12 protein-coding genes are annotated in these 14,844 nt (G+C 69.0%); 7 read left to right on the top strand and 5 right to left on the bottom strand.

What is annotated here, in order from left to right; translation table 11 throughout:
- Positions 1-3,345: a GH92 family glycosyl hydrolase gene (locus C1932_RS16190; RefSeq protein ID WP_108762848.1), complete on the bottom strand. Its 3,345-nt coding sequence runs from the start codon at positions 3,343-3,345 to the stop codon at positions 1-3.
- Positions 3,346-3,739: 394 nt separating this feature from the next.
- Between C1932_RS16190 and C1932_RS16185 the strand changes: the two genes are divergently transcribed.
- The 4 genes from C1932_RS16185 (at position 3,740) to C1932_RS20165 (ending at position 6,948) form a co-directional block, all read left to right on the top strand.
- Positions 3,740-3,937, top strand: a complete 198-nt coding sequence (locus tag C1932_RS16185; RefSeq protein WP_108750589.1) for a zinc-finger domain-containing protein — start codon at positions 3,740-3,742, stop codon at positions 3,935-3,937.
- A gap of 15 nt (positions 3,938-3,952) precedes the next feature.
- Positions 3,953-5,068: a glycosyltransferase gene (locus C1932_RS16180; protein ID WP_108762847.1), complete on the top strand. Its 1,116-nt coding sequence runs from the start codon at positions 3,953-3,955 to the stop codon at positions 5,066-5,068.
- Entirely contained in the window at positions 5,049-6,380 is a 1,332-nt protein-coding gene (locus tag C1932_RS16175; RefSeq protein ID WP_108762846.1) for an O-antigen ligase family protein, read from the top strand. Before C1932_RS16180 ends, C1932_RS16175 begins: the two co-directional genes overlap by 20 nt.
- A gap of 298 nt (positions 6,381-6,678) precedes the next feature.
- The gene (locus tag C1932_RS20165; RefSeq protein WP_325051527.1) at positions 6,679-6,948 is read left to right on the top strand and encodes a transposase; all 270 of its coding nucleotides are present in this window, start codon (positions 6,679-6,681) and stop codon (positions 6,946-6,948) included.
- Positions 6,949-6,990: 42 nt separating this feature from the next.
- Here the strand turns inward: C1932_RS20165 and C1932_RS16165 are convergent, their stop codons facing one another.
- Positions 6,991-7,908 (bottom strand): LpxL/LpxP family Kdo(2)-lipid IV(A) lauroyl/palmitoleoyl acyltransferase, encoded by a 918-nt coding sequence (locus C1932_RS16165; protein ID WP_108754091.1) that lies wholly within the window; start codon positions 7,906-7,908, stop codon positions 6,991-6,993.
- Between the two features lie 60 nt (positions 7,909-7,968).
- Between C1932_RS16165 and waaA the strand changes: the two genes are divergently transcribed.
- Both waaA and C1932_RS16155 read left to right on the top strand, forming a co-directional pair.
- Positions 7,969-9,267 carry a lipid IV(A) 3-deoxy-D-manno-octulosonic acid transferase gene (gene waaA / locus C1932_RS16160; protein ID WP_108762845.1) on the top strand — a complete coding sequence of 433 codons (1,299 nt, stop codon included), beginning with the start codon at positions 7,969-7,971 and terminating at the stop codon, positions 9,265-9,267.
- Positions 9,268-9,471: 204 nt separating this feature from the next.
- On the top strand, positions 9,472-10,683 hold the full coding sequence (locus tag C1932_RS16155; RefSeq protein ID WP_108762844.1) for an amino acid transporter: 1,212 nt from the start codon (positions 9,472-9,474) through the stop codon (positions 10,681-10,683).
- A gap of 76 nt (positions 10,684-10,759) precedes the next feature.
- Here C1932_RS16155 and C1932_RS16150 read toward each other — a convergent pair whose 3' ends face one another.
- The 3 genes from C1932_RS16150 to C1932_RS16140 form a co-directional block, all read right to left on the bottom strand.
- Positions 10,760-12,118, bottom strand: coding sequence for a TolC family outer membrane protein (locus tag C1932_RS16150; RefSeq protein WP_108762843.1), 1,359 nt, complete (start codon positions 12,116-12,118; stop codon positions 10,760-10,762).
- A gap of 16 nt (positions 12,119-12,134) precedes the next feature.
- Positions 12,135-12,782: a protein-L-isoaspartate O-methyltransferase gene (locus C1932_RS16145; RefSeq protein WP_108762842.1), complete on the bottom strand. Its 648-nt coding sequence runs from the start codon at positions 12,780-12,782 to the stop codon at positions 12,135-12,137.
- 141 nt (positions 12,783-12,923) lie between these two features.
- A complete protein-coding gene (locus C1932_RS16140; RefSeq protein WP_108762841.1) occupies positions 12,924-13,601 on the bottom strand; it encodes a TetR/AcrR family transcriptional regulator in 678 nt (225 codons plus the stop codon).
- Positions 13,602-13,722: 121 nt separating this feature from the next.
- Between C1932_RS16140 and C1932_RS16135 the strand changes: the two genes are divergently transcribed.
- Positions 13,723-14,844, top strand: a complete 1,122-nt coding sequence (locus tag C1932_RS16135; protein WP_108762840.1) for an efflux RND transporter periplasmic adaptor subunit — start codon at positions 13,723-13,725, stop codon at positions 14,842-14,844.

The raw sequence follows: 14,844 nt of genomic DNA, 5'->3' as shown, positions 1-14,844 counted from the left end.
TCATTGTACGGTGGCCGGTGCCAGCAGTTCGATCTCGGCCAGCTGCAGGCGGCCCGGACCGATCACGCGCAGACGGTATTCGCTGTAGCGTGCCGGCGTGGCAATGCGGAACGGACGGGTCTGCCGCGGCGAGGTGAAGTCTTCGCCGTCGCGCTGGTCCAGCGAGCGCCAGCTTCCGTTGCCGTTGCGCGCTTCCAGTACCCACTGGCCACCACGGATCGCGCCATCGCCACTGGTCAGCGTGTACAGGGTCGGCACGCCATCGGCGTCGCCGCTCAGGCGGATGGTCGCACCCGCACCAAGCGCCACTGCGGTGTCCGCATCGTCGTCGGTCAGGGCGGGCAGGGCACGGCCATCGGCCAGTGCCGCGCGCGCGCTGCTGCCCAGCAGGTCGTGCAGCAGCTGCGGGCGCTTGCCGACCGCGGTCAGCGAAGGCGGTACATCGTCGGCACCGCTGCCCCAACGCGATGGCTGCGGGCCCATGGTGAAGTCCAAGGTTGCACCCTGGGCGATCAGCGCGTGCGGGACCCAGGTCTTCGTCCACGGCTTGCCGTTGATCTTCAGCGACTGCACGTACACGTTCTCCGGCGAATTGTTCTCGGCGTTGACGGTCAGCACCGCGCCGCCCTGCAGTTCCACCCGTGCGTGGGCGAATGCCGGCGAACCGATCACATACTCCGGCGCACCCATGCGCAGCGGGTACAGGCCCAGCGAGGCGAACAGGTACCACGCCGAGGTCTCGCCGTTGTCCTCGTCACCGGGGTAGCCCTGGCCGATCTCGCTGCCCACGTACAGCCGCGACAGGATCTCGCGCACGTGCTGCTGGGTCTTCCACGGCTGCCCGGCGTACAGGTACATCCACGGAATGTGGTGCGCCGGCTGGTTGCTGTGCGCATACATGCCCATGCGCACGTCACGCGCTTCGGTCATCTCGTGGATGATGCCGCCGTAGGAACCGGCGAATTCCTTCGCGGCGGTTTCCGGGGTAGCAAAGAAGGTGTCCAGCTTGGCCGCCAGTTTTTCGCGGCCGCCGTACAGCGCGGCCAGGCCTTCGCCGTCGTGGGCAGCGGTGAAGGCGAAGGTCCAGCCATTGGATTCGGTGTAGTCGTGGCCCCACACGCGCGGGTCGTAGTCCTTGGCGTCCACGCGCCAGCTGCCATCGGCCTGGCGGCCCTGGAAGAAGCCCACTGCCGGGTCGAACACGGTCGCGTAACCGGCTGCACGGTAGCGGAAGTACTCGGCCTCGGTGCGGTAGCGCTCGCGCGCGGCTGGCGTGGTTGCCTTCGTTGCCAGTGCCTGCGCCATGTTGGCAAGACCAAAGTCATTCAACGCGCCTTCCATGGTCCACGACATGCCTTCGTGCACGTCGGCGCTGGCGTAGCCGCGGAAGGTGGAGAGGTCCATGCCCTTGCGGCCGACGTGGCGGTCCGGCGGTACCACGGTCGCGTTCTTCAACGCGGCGGCATAGGCTTCGGCCGGATCGAAACCACCAATACCCTTCAGCCAGGCATCGGCGAAGGCCACGTCGGAACTGGTGCCGACCATCAGGTCCGCATAGCCCGGCGACGACCAGCGCGCGATCCAGCCGCCGGCCCGGTACTGCTCGATGAAGCCCTGCACCAGCTGCCCGGCATCCTGTGGGGTGAACAGCGCATAGGCCGGCCAGGTGGTGCGGAAGGTGTCCCAGAAGCCGTTGTTCACGTACACCTTGCCATCGCGTACCGGCGCGAAGCTGCGGCTGGCGCTGCCGTCGGTGTTGTTGTCTTCGGCGCTGGCCTGGCTGGCGTAACGCCAGTCCGGCGCGGCGGCGGTGCCGGCATTCTCGTGGCCCGAATTGGGGTACAGGTACAGGCGGTACAGGTTCGAATACAGCGTGGTCTTGGCGTCGTCGCTGGCCTGGCCGATATCGAAGCGCGACAGCCGTGCATCCCAGGCGTCCTGCGCGCGCCCGGCCACGCTGGCCAGGGTGTCGGCGTCGGCGATTTCCAGCGCCAGGTTGTGGCGTGCCTGTTCCAGCGAGATCAGCGAGGTGGCGATGCGCATCGTCACCGTGCGGCCCTGCGCGGTATCGAACTTGATGTACCCGGTGGGGCGGCCGGTATCGATGCGGCCGCTGCTGCGCCACGGCCGGTCGAAGCGGGCCACCACGTACATGCGGGTGGCGCCGTTGGACAGGCCGCTGCGCGTGTCGGTGTAGCCGCTCAGGGTCTGCGTGGCCGCATCCAGGGTCAGCCCGCCGCGCGCATCCACGTTGTCGAACAGCAGGTTGGCATCGCTGCCCTGCGGGAATTCAAACTGGAACAGGGCGGCATGGTCGGTGGGCGCGATCGACGCTGCGATGCCATTGTCGAAGCGCACGTCATAGCGGTACGGGCGCGCCGATTCCTGGCTGCGGTCGAAGGACAGGGCGCGCTTGCTGCGGTCGGCCTCGGGCACGCCGCGGCTGGCCGAGGGCATCACCTGGAAGGTCTGGCGGTCGCCCATCCACGGGCTGGGCTGGTGGCTGAGCGCCAGCGCCTGCAGCTGCGGGCGGTTCTTCGCATCGTTCTGCTCGCTCCAGCGGTACAGCCAGTTCAGCGCGCCGGCGTCGGTCACCGGGGTCCAGAAGTTGAAGCCGTGCGGCACCGCCGTGGCCGGGAAATTGTTGCCACGCGAGAAGGTGCCGTTGGCCTGCGTGCCGCGGGTGGTCAGCACCCAGTCCGACACGCGCTGCGGTACGGTGCGCGGCTGTGCATCCAGGCGCACATCGTCGATCCAGCCCGACACCGGCGCGCCATCGGCGCTGGCCACGGCCAGTTCAATGGCCACGACCCGGCGCCCAAGCAGGCCCGGGACTTCGCCCAGGCGCACCGCCTTGCGCGCCCACTGCTGCGGGTACAGCGTCTTCGAATCGCCCTGCGCGCTGGCGCCCAGCGCGATCCCGTGCTGGTCGCGCGCGGCGCTGGCCGACACCCGGCTGCCATCGTCCAGGCGCAGGTCCAGCGACACATAGGTCGAAGCCACGGTATCGCTGCCGACGATCTCCGGCAGCACCAGCCACGACAGCGTGGTGTCGGCGGCAATGGTCAGATCGGTGGTGAACAGTTCGCGTGATGCAGGGCCGCCATCACCGCGGTAGTGCAGGGCATGCAGGCCGGTGTAGCCGGCATTGCGCTTGGCGGCATACGGGGCGGCCGGACCATTGCCGATCTGCACCTGCAGCGCGCCCGCGGCCTTCAGCGGTGCCGGCTCGCCCGGCTCGAACGAGGTCTGCAGGCCCTGCGCCAGTGCCGGCGTCGCAGAGGTCGCGCAGGCCAGGGCCAGGGCGAGGGGAAGCAGGGCGCGGCGCGGATCGGTCAGGGTCATGCAGGGTCTCCCGGGTAAGGCAGGCGGCTGGCAGGACCCGCATCGGCGAACACCCAGGACAGCACCGCCCGTGCCGCCCAGGGGCAGCGCGGAAGCGATGCAGGTCCGGTGGGGGGCGGGCCGTGCGATCGGGTCGGGTTGTGAGGGTCCCGATGCTGCAACAGGCGGCCGCACCCTGACAAGTGCCATTTAGTTCGATCCAAATGCGGCAAATCCTCGCCAGTGCAGGGCGGTGCCCGGAACTGCTTGGATCGATTGAAGAAATCCGCCCAGGTGGGTGTCTGTGCGTCGGGACGGAAGGTATGCAGACGCCAACCCGCCTGTTGCGGCGCAATGCTGGCCCGGCCCAGATGCTAGAATCCCAGCCCTCGCAATCCGGTCATCGACACCCGCCATGAGCCATACCGCCACTGCGCCCGCCAACGCCGAAAAGCGCTACACCGTGCACCGCGCCGACCTGCCGCTGAGCTGCCCGACCCCGGAAATGGCGCTGTGGAACTCGCACCCGCGCGTGTACCTGCCGATCGAAGACGAGCCCAACGGTGAAGCGCAGTGCCCCTACTGCGGCTCCACCTTCGTGCTGGCCGACTGATCGGGCGGCCGTTCGATGCGCCGATTGACCGTGGTGCAGTTGCTGCCGGCGCTGCACTCCGGCGGCGTCGAGCGTTCCACCCTTGAAATCGCCGCCGCCCTGGTGGCGGCCGGCCACCGTGCACTGGTGGTGTCCGCCGGCGGGCGCCTGGTGCAGCCGCTGCTGGACAGCGGTGCCGAGCACCTCACGCTGGATATCGGCCGCAAATCGCTGCTGACCCTGCGCCACATGCCGACCCTGCGCCGCCTGTTCGCCGAAGTGGGCGCGGACATCGTGCATGCGCGCTCGCGCCTGCCGGCGTGGCTGGGCCTGTATGCGATCCGTGCATTGCCGCCCGCGCAGCGCCCGCGCTGGGTCACCACCGTGCATGGCCTGAATTCGCCCAGCCGCTACAGCGCGGTGATGACCAGCGGCGAACGCGTGATCTGCGTGTCCAATACCGTGCGCGAGTATGTGCACACCCATTACCCGACTGTTCCCGACGCGCGCCTGCAGGTGATTCCGCGCGGCGTGGACGTGGGCCAGTTCCCGCGCGTGGCACGTGCCGATCGTCGCCCACGCCTGGCCCTGGCGGCCGATTACCCGTGGCTGGCGCAGGTGGACGGCCCGCTGCTGCTGCTGCCGGGGCGCGGTACGCGGCTGAAGGGCCATGCGCATGCGCTGCAGTTGCTGGCCGACCTGCGTGCAGCCGGCGTGCCGGCGCAGCTGTGGATGCTGGGCACCGATGAGCCCGGCCGCGAAACCTATGTCGCCGGCCTGCGCGCGCAGGCGGCCGCACTGGGTGTTGCCGAGGCCGTGCACATCAGCGTGCCTACCGCGCGCATCGCCCAGGCCTACGCCGCCAGCGACCTGGTGCTGCAGTTGTCGGACAAACCCGAAGCCTTCGGCCGCACCGTGGTCGAGGCCCTGGCGGTCGGCCGCCCGGTACTGGGCTGGAACCACGGCGGCGTGGGCGAACTGCTGCAGCAGCTGCAGCCATCCGGGGCGGTGCCGCTGAACGATGCGCAGGCTCTGCGTGAACGCGCGCTGGACCTACTGGCACAGCCGCCGTCGTTGCCGGGGCGGATCCCGTTTACCCTGCAGGCCATGCAGCGTGACACCCTTCGCCTCTATGCCGACCTTGCCGGCTGACCCCACGCCGACCCTGCGCGATGATCGCGCCGGGCGCTGGGCGCCTTGGTGGTTGCTGGCTTACGTGGCGCTGTGGCCGCTGCCGGGAATCGCCGAAACCGTGCTCGGCCTGGGCGCGCTGTACGCCGCCGCGCGGATGGTGCTGCGCCGGCTGCAGCATCGCCCGCATCTGCTCAGCCCTGCCGCGTGGGCACTGACGTCCATCCTGTTCCTGGGCTACTGGCTGCCGCAGGCGTTCTCAGCGCTGGATGCCATCGATCCGTCGGCGGCCTGGACCAAGACCGCCGCCGGCCTGCGCTATCTGCCCTTCATGTGGCTGGTGGCCATTGCGGTGGCTACCCCGCAGCGGCGTCGGCTGACGCTGGGTGGGCTGGCGCTCATCACCGGGCTGTGGACCGTGGACGCGCTGGTGCAGGCGCTGGTCGGCAGCAGTCCGTGGTTCTGGTCGCTGGACCAGTTGAAGCATGTGGTCAGCGGGCACGGCCTGTGCCCGGCCGATGAGGTGGTGCTGGCCGACCGTCTCAGCGGTGCGCTGGGGCCGTGCAACCTGAAGTTCGGCCAGGTGCTGGCCAGCCTGTCACCGTTCCTGCTGCTGCCACTGGCCCGCCGTTTCGGCCATGCCGGCTGGCTGCTGGGCGCGGCCGCGCTGGGCATCGTGCTGCTGCTGGCGGGCTCGCGCGCGTCCTGGGTCACCTTTGGCCTGGTGCTGGTGTACAGCGGCCTGCGCCAGTTCGGCTGGAAGCGCCTGCTGCTGTTGTCGCTGGCCGGCCTGCTGGGCGCGGCCGCGTTGACCGCCAGCGTGCCGCAGCTGCGCGAGCGCGTGGCGCGCACCGCCATGGCCTGGGACGGCGCCGACGATGGCGTGGACCAGGCCCTGTCCGGCCGCGCCCGCATCTGGTCGGCGGCGGCGTGCATGATCGAAGAACATCCGATCAACGGTGTGGGTGCGCGCGGTTTCCGCGATGCCTACCCCGCGTGCGTGCGCGAGCAGGCACCTGCCGTATGGGGCGCCGAGCCGGCACTGCATGCCCATCAGATCGTGCTGGAAATCCTCGCCGAAACCGGCGTGCTGGGCCTGCTGCTGTGGCTGGCGGCCGTGGCCCAGGCCTGGCGTGCCTGGCGCTTCGCCCCGGCCGCGGCGCGTGAGCGCGCACGCCCGGCCATGCTGGCGCTGGCCGTCACCGTGTTTCCCTTGAACACCCACCTGGCGTTCTATTCCACCTTCTGGGGTGGGGTTACCGTGCTGCTGGCGGCGCTGTTCGTCGGTACCCTGCTGGCGCGTGAGCCCGACGATCCGCCCAACGCGATGTAATCGCCCACCCACCCCCAACGCAGACGGTAGATCCACGCCATGCGTGGATGGCGCTTTCCCGACCCAACCCCGGGCAACTCCCCAATACCCCTGCTGACCTCGGCAGCGCAGGCTGTGGTCATCGCCAGCCCCATACTCCGCTACGGTCGTTACTCCCGCACCGGCAACGTGTACGTTCTGACCACGGGACCCTGCGCCGTGAACCCTTCTTCGCCGACGCTGCCAACGTGGCGGTCCTGGTCGATGCACTGCGCTTCGTGGAGCGCGCCGGTATCAGCCACAGCCTGGCTGGGTGGTGATGCCCGACCACGTGCATTGGTTGATGGAGCTGCAGAAGGGCACCCTGGCCGAGTGCATGTCCCTGCTCAAATCCCGCAGCAGCCGCCTGTTGAACCAGCAGCTGGGCCGGCCCAGTGCGCTATGGCAGCACGGTTACCACGACCACGCGGTGCGCAGCGATGAATCACTTCACGAGAAGGCCATGTACATCCTGGCCAACCCGGTCCGTGCAGGCTTGGCGTGCGAGGTGGGGGAATACCCGTGCGCGTGGTGCCGTTGGCCGTTGTAATCCGGTGGCGTCGCGCGAAAATCATCCACGCATCGCGTGGATCTACTTGTAGAAATCGCTGCGGCCGCCGGGCTGGCGCTTGAACCGGCGGTGGATCCACAGGTACTGGTCGGGGGCTTCGCGCACCATCTGTTCGATGGCCTGGTTCACCCGCGTGGTATCGGCTTCCACGTCTTCACTGGGGAAGTTCTCCAGCGGCGCGCCGATCTTCAGGAAATACTTCCCGCCTTCGCGACGGTGGAAGTAGGGGATGACCGCGCAGCCGGTCATGCGCGCAAACTGGTGGGTGGCGGTGATGGTGGCCGCGGTATGGCCGAAGAACGGCACGAACACGGTGTCCTTGCCGCGCATGTCCTGGTCGGGGGCATACCACAGGAAGCCGCCCTTCTTCAGGTGGCGCACGGTGGCACGGATGTCCTCGTTGGCATACATCGCCTTGGCATAGCGCAGGCGGCCGAACTTCACCGCCCATTCGTACACCGGATTCTTGTGCTTGCGGTACATGCCCGACAGGTCCACGTGGTCGCACAGCAGGCGCCCACACATTTCCAGGGTCATGAAGTGGCCCGACACCAGCAGCACGCCACGGCCTTCGGCCTGCATCTGCTTCAGGTGTTCCAGGCCTTCAATCTGCACCTGCGGGCGGATGCTGTCGATGCTGCCCCACCAGGAACGCGCGCATTCGAAGATACCCACGCCCAGCGCGTCGAAGCTGTCGCGTACCAGGCGGTTGCGCCAGGCCTCGTCCTTTTCCGGGAAGCACAGCTTCAGATTCACCTCGGCAGCACGGCGGCGGCTGCCGAGCAGGCGCCAGGTGATCCAGCCGACCCCGCGCCCCAGCGCGCGCTGCAGGAACCATGGCAGGCGGGCAATGCCGAACGCAGCGAACATCGCCGCGAACATCGGCCAGTTGCGGGGATCGGCCAGGGACGGGCGGACGGCGGTAGAGGCATCGGACATGCCGCCATTCTACCAACCCCGCCGCGTGTCTTTCCCGGGGGCGTCCCGTATCCTTGCCGCATGCGCAAAGACCCTGTCGAATGGATCCTGCGCGGCCTGTATTCGGCCGTGCTCTACATCCTGCTGCCGATCACCGTGTACCACCTGGTGTGGCGCGGCTTCCGGGTCCGCGAATACTTCCGGCGCTGGGATGAGCGTTACGCCTCCTACCCGCAGCCGACCGGCCAGCCCCGGGTCTGGCTGCACGCGGTATCGGTGGGCGAAGTCAACGCCGCCGCGCCGCTGGTGAACGCGCTGCGCAAGCAGCGCCCGGACATCCGCTGGGTCATCACCACGATCACGCCTACGGGCTCCGAGCGCGTGCGCGCGCTGTGGGGCGATGCGCTGGATCACGTCTACCTGCCGTATGACGTGCCCGGCAGCGTCAACCGCTTCCTCGGCCACTTCCAGCCCAGCCTGGCGCTGATCCTGGAAACCGAGCTGTGGCCGAACATGCTGTTCGGTTGCCGTGACCGCCGCATTCCCGTGTACATCCTCAACGCACGCCTGTCGGCGCGTTCGCTGCGTGGCTACCGTGTGCTGGCCGCACTGATCCGCCGTGCCCTGCGCACCGTGACCTGCGTGGCCGCGCAATCGCAGGATGATGCTGCGCGCTTCGTGCAGCTGGGCGCCGCGCCGGAACAGGTGCAGGCACTGGGCAACCTGAAGTTCGACATCGCCACCCCGGAAGTACAGCCTTTCATCGCCCAGTTCCACCAGCAGGTTCCGGCCCAGCGGCCGGTGTGGATCGCCGCCAGTACCCATGAGGGCGAGGAACACGCAGTGATCGACCTGCACCGGAGGCTGCGCCAGCAGCATCCGGATCTGCTGCTGCTGTGGGCGCCGCGGCACCCCGAGCGCTTCCCGAAAGTGGAAGCGCTGGCGCGCGAGCAGGGCTGGCGCGTGGCCACCCGGCGTGCGCAGCAGTGGCCGCAGGCCGATACGGACGTGTTCGTGATCGACACCCTGGGTGAGCTGATGCCGTTCTACGGCTGCGCCCAGGTGGCCTTCGTCGGCGGCAGCCTGCAGGCCATCGGCGGCCACAACCTGCTGGAGCCGGCGGCGTTGGGCACGGCCGCGGTTACCGGCCCGCACCTGCACAACTTCGCGGAAATCTCGCGGCGCATGCGCGAGGCCGGTGCATTGCTGATCGGCGACGACGTGCAGGCCGTGGGCGACCACCTGCAGCACCTGCTGCAGGATCCCCAGGCCCGCGAAGACATGGCGCACGCCGGCTGCACGCTGGTCAGCAACGGTCGCGGCGCGCTGCAGCGCACCGTGGCGCTGGTGGAACCGCACCTGCCGCCGCCGCGCGACTGACCCGTCGCGGCGGTGTGCTGACGCAAACAGCCGCATAAAGCCTGCTTGATGGCCGAGGTGGTGTCGTAGCTGGCCTGCCTGCGCGGCCGTGCGCGTGTCTTCCATCACAGCGTGGCGCTTGCGCGCCGTTTCCCGATACCGCCGCGCCGTTACCGCTGCCAGCCTGCTGTCGACCACGCTTGGTCGGCATCAAGGAAGCTTTCAATGAACGTCGATGGCGGTAGCACCGCGCGGGGTGGGGTGCGAACCGGCGGTGTACTTGGCACGGATCATGTACTGGTGCTTGCGCTGGCGCTGCTGGTGGGCGGCAGCGTGGTGGCGCTGGTGGGCCAGCACACCGCAGCGCAGGCGGGCCCGGCAATCGTGCTCAGCCTGCTGCTGGCAGCGCTGGGCACATGGCTGGTGTTGTACAGCCTGCGTGATGCGCTGCGTGCGCAACCCGATGGCAGCGGCCTGCACGATCTGCTGCGGGCGGCGTGGGGCCAGCGCGTGGCCGATCTGCTGCTGTTGGCCCTGGTGCTGGAACTGACCGCCACTGTGGCCGGTGCTGCGCAGTCCGGTGCGCGCCATCTCTACGCGGTCGTCGCCACGCTGGGCGTGGAGCCGCGGCAGTGGCTGCCCGTGCAGGTGGTCGCGGCCGTGCTGGTGCTGGCCACTGCAGCAATGGCGCTGCTGCGGCCGCGCCGCGCGGTGCTGCTGGCCTGTGCGTTGTTGACCCTCAAGTTCGGCATTGGTGCGCTGCTGCTGGTGCTGGCCGCGCGCCATGTGCATTACGCCCACTGGATTCCGTGGTTGCCCAGCGCGGTGGCCCCGTACCGCTTCGGCGTGGGTGGGGTGGTCGCCGCCAGTGTGCCGCTGCTGGCGGTGTTTGCCAGCACGGGCCTGCTGCTGGTGGTGGCGCCGCTGGTCAGCCGGCCGCGGCGGCAACTGGTCCTTGCCGTTGGCGTGGCGGTGCCGGCGGGAATGCTGTGGCTGATGGTGCTGGCGGCGCTGCAGTCGGGGCTGGTGGCGTTCCCGGCATTGGCCAGCACGCGGCCGCTGTCGGTGGCCCTGCAGGGGCTCACGCAGCTGCAATGGCTGCTGCCGCTGCTGCCGGCTGCCGGCGCAGCCGGCCTGGCCGCGCTGCAGGTGGTGCTGGTGCTGCTGGCCACAACGCTGTGCCTGCAGCGCTGGCCGGGCCGCGGCGAGCGCCAGCGGGTACAGCGCGCCGCAGTCATCGCGTGGCTGGGGACAGCGGCGGCGCTGCTGGCGGTGTGGTTGCCCGAAGGGCTGCTGCCCAGCCTGCCGGGTCCGCTGGCGCTGATCGCGCTGGCGGCGGTCTGTGCGGGCCAGATGAAGCAGTCCGGCGCGGCCCGGGTGCGTGCGCCGCTGGCCACCGCGCTGTGCCTGCTGCCGCTTCTGCAGCGGCTGTTCTAAGGGCGAGCAGCACCGCGCAGGCACAAAAAAACCACCCCTGCGGGTGGTTTTTCTGTGCGGCCAGCAGCGCCTGCAATCAGCGCGTGGTGGTCGACGGGGTGCCCGCGTCCTGGGTCAGCAGGCGGTTGATGTCCTGCAGCTCGGCCACGTCCAGCGAACCCAGCGACTGGCTCAGCAGCAGGCGGTTCTGCAGGAAGGTGTAGCGGGCCTGGGCGTAATCCAGCTGCGCCGAGAACAGGATGCGCTGGTTCTGGATCACGTCCAGCACGGTGCGGGTACCCACTTCCAGGCCAACCTGCGAAGCGTCGTATGCGCTCTGTGCCGAAACCACGGCCAGGCGGCGCGCTTCCACTTCGCTGATGCCCTGCACCAGGGTCTGGTAGGCATTGCGGGTGTTGCGGTCCAGCGCACGCTTCTGCTGTTCGTAGGTGTCCTGGGCGATATCACGCTGGGCCAGGGCCTGGCGCACGCCCGACTGGGTGGCACCGCCGGAGAAGATCGGCACGCTCAGGGTCAGGCCGATGCTGTTGGTGCGGGCATCGGGCGACAGCGAGCCGGCGCCGGTGCTGTCGCCCCAGGTCGCGCTCTTGCCCCAGCTGCCGCCCAGCGACAGGGTCGGGTAGTGACCGCCACGGGCCGCCTGCACGCCGGCTTCGGCGGCGCTGACCTTCAGTTCCTGCGCCTTCAGCGCCGGATTCTGGCCGCTGGCCTGGGCCACCAGTTCATCGATGTTGCCGCGGTTGGCCGGCACTTCCGGGCGGAAGTCGGCCGGCAGGCCGCGCAGGTTCACCACCGGCTGGCCGGTCAGTTCGGTCAGGGCCTGGTAGTTATCGGCCAGGGTGTTCTGCGCAACGATGGTGTTGGCGCGCGCCTGGTCGTACTGGGCGCGCGCTTCGTGCACGTCGGTGATCGGCGCCAGGCCCACTTCCAGGCGCTTGTCGGCGAAGTCGAACTGCTTCTTCGCGGCTGCTTCATTGGTCTGTGCGGCGGTCAGCGATTCGATCGCCACCAGCACGTTGAAGTAGGCCGCCGAGGTGCGCACGATCAGGCTGTCGTTGGCCGAATCGAGGGTGAAATCCGCCGCCTTGCTCAGTTCGCGCTGCGAACGCAGATTGCTGATCTGGGTCCAGTTGAACAGCGTCTGGCTGCCATCGACCGTATAGCTGCGGCGCTTGCTCATCACCGAACCGGAATTGGCATCGGCGTTGGCTTCGCTGCGCGTGCGGTTCAGCGCGGCGGTGCCGTTGATCTGCGGCAGCAGGGCAGCGCGTGCCTGCACGGCGCCTTCCTTGTCGTACAGCCGGGTCGATTCGGCAGCGGCCAGCTGCGGGTCGCCGTTGCGCGCCATTTCGTAGACCTGCAGCAGGTCGGCGGCATGGGCAGACAACGGCAGCAGGGCAGTGGCCAGCGCAACAGCGAGGGATCGGCGGATCATTGCGGCTTCCTTGGACTCAGAGGTGGAACTGGGGTGCCGGGGCGGCACCGCGCAGGTAATCGATATCGGTCTCGAACAGCGATTCGGTGCTGCCGTCGGCCTTGACCAGCAGCGCTTCCATGGCCGGCGAACGGCCGTGGATCACGAACAGGCGACCACCCGGACGCAGCCACGAGGCGAACTGTGACGGCACCACGTCCACCGCGCCAGTGACACAGATCACGTCGAAGCGTCGGTCGGTCTGCCAGGCCAGGGCATCGGCCACTTCCACCCGCACGTTGGTGCCCAGGCCGGAAGCGTCCAGGCGCGCGCGTGCAGCGGCGGCCAGTTCCGGGTCGATTTCCAGGCTCAACACGTCGCGCGCCAGCGCGCCGATGCAGGCCGACAGGAAACCGCTGCCGGTACCGATCTCCAGCACTTCATCACCCGGCTGCAGATCCAGCGCCTGCAGGGTGCGGCCTTCGATCACCGGCTTCATCATCTTCTGGCCGTTGCCGATGGGCAGTTCGACATCGGTGTAGGCCAGCGCACGGCGCGCGTCGGCGACGAAGGCCTCGCGCGGCAGGCGGGCCAGGACGTCGAGCACCTTGATGTCCAGCACGTCCCAGGGACGGATCTGCTGTTCCACCATCAGTTCGCGGGCGTGGGCGTAATCAATCGTCATGAGGTTCAAATCCAGCGCAGTGGGCCGGCCATTTTACCGGTGCCGGAGGCCGGCGGCGCGCCCAGAGCATCAGCTGCCGGGGGGCCGGGGTCGCAGTGCCGGAAGTCATCGCGACCTCCGGTTCGTTCAGGTTGGTGCGTTTCAGTCGTTTCCGGCCCTTCGCGGGGCGTAGGCGCGCAGGAAGAAATCGACGCTGGCGGCCACATGGGTCGTGGCGTCGGTCTCGGCCGGGGACAATGGCATGCCGCACATCATATGCATGTGCACCTCGCCCTTCACCAGGGTCAGGAACTGTTGCCCGGCCTGGGCAAAGTCGTCGATCTGCAGTTCGCCGCGTGCCGTGCGCGAGCGCAGGAACTCGGCCAGCGCCTCGCAGGTGCGCAGTGGGCCGGCCTGCCAGAACAGTTCGCGCAGGCGCGCGTCGGTTTCCGGGGCCATCATCACCCGCTGGATCGACAGCGCCGCGTCCGAGGTAATCAGCTCGAAGAAGGCCACGCCAATGCCCAGCAGCTGGTCGCGCAGCGGGCCCTCGGCGTCGGCCACGAACAGCGCATCGGGCAGCATCTCGATGCACTTGGACTGCACCGCCTGCGAGAACAGGGTCTCTTTGTCGCCGAAATGGCTGTAAACGGTCAGCTTCGATACGCCAGCCTGGGCGGCGATGCTGTCCATGCTGACGCCGCTGTAGCCCTGTTCGATGAACAGCACTTTGGCCGCTTCCAGGATGGCAGCGCGCTTGCCCAGGTCCTTCGGACGCCCGGGCCCGGCGGCCTTGGCAGTGGCCTTGGCCGACGGCTTGCGGGAAGTGGGGGAACTCATTGCCGTAATACTAGACCACGCGGTTCGATATTTATACTATACCGGCTGGTTCAATAATGTCCGTGGCGTAACAGAGTGTTGCCGCCGTGGTCCTCCGGATTTCCTTTCAGGTCGTATAGCCATGAAGAACATACGTTGGGTGGGCGTGGGTGCGCTGGCGGTGGTGCTGGCAGCGTGTGGCAGGCAGGCCGCCGAACCGACGCCGGCCCTGCCGGTGCTGGTGGTTCATCCGGTCACCCAGGACGGGCAGGCGCCGGCGGCGTATCCCGGTGAGGTGCGTGCGCGCCAGGAAAGCCCGCTGTCGTTCCGGGTCGGCGGCAACCTGGTCAAGCGCCACGTCGATGCCGGTGAACGGGTGAAGAAGGGCCAGCTGCTGGCCGAACTGGACGTGGCCGACTACGCCTCGCAGGCAGCGGCATCGCAGGCCCAGTTGGCGGCGGCCGAAGCCGACCTGGTGCGCGCCCGCGATGACCAGAAGCGCTACGCGAAGCTGGCCGAAGACCAGTTGGTGAGCCGATCGGCGCTGGACCAGCAGACCGCCGCCTTCAAGGCGGCCCAGGGCCAGGCCAATGCCGCCCGGGCCAACCTGGCCGTGGCCCGCAACCAGGCCGAGTACGCGCAGCTGCGGGCACCGGCCGATGGCGTGATCGCCAGCCGCCAGGCCGAGGCCGGGCAGGTGGTCAGTGGCGGGCAGACCGTGTTCACCCTAGCCGCCGACGGCGGCCGCGAGGTGCTGATCGCCCTGCCGGAAAGCTCGATCCGCGACTACCAGGTCGGCCAGGCCGTGCAGGTGGAACTGTGGAACCGCCCGGGCCAGATGTTGCCCGGCACGCTGCGCGAAATCGCCCCGGCCGCCGATGCGCAGGCCCGCACCTACGCCACCCGCGTCAGCCTGGCGCCGGAAGCACTGAGCGAAGTGGAACTGGGCCAGAGCGCACGGGTGTTCGCCACGGCGGGCCGCAGCGGCACGCTGCAGTTGCCGCTGGCCGCCGTGCAGCGCGGCGCCGATGGCCAGACCAGCGTATGGGTGGTCAATCCTGCCACCGGCGCGCTGAAGGCGACGCAGGTGAAGGTCGGCGCCTACGGTGCGCAGGCCGTACCGGTGCTGTCCGGCGTAGCGGCGAGCGACTGGGTGGTGGCCGCCGGCGGTCATCTGCTGCGCGAAGGCCAGGTGGTGGCGCCGGTGGACCGGCAGAACCGCCCGGTGCTCGCACCGACTGCGCCCGCCGCCAAGGAACACTGA

The organism is Stenotrophomonas sp. YAU14D1_LEIMI4_1 (assembly GCF_003086815.1).
GTDB lineage: Bacteria > Pseudomonadota > Gammaproteobacteria > Xanthomonadales > Xanthomonadaceae > Stenotrophomonas.
This window is presented reverse-complemented; position numbering and strand designations above follow the sequence as displayed.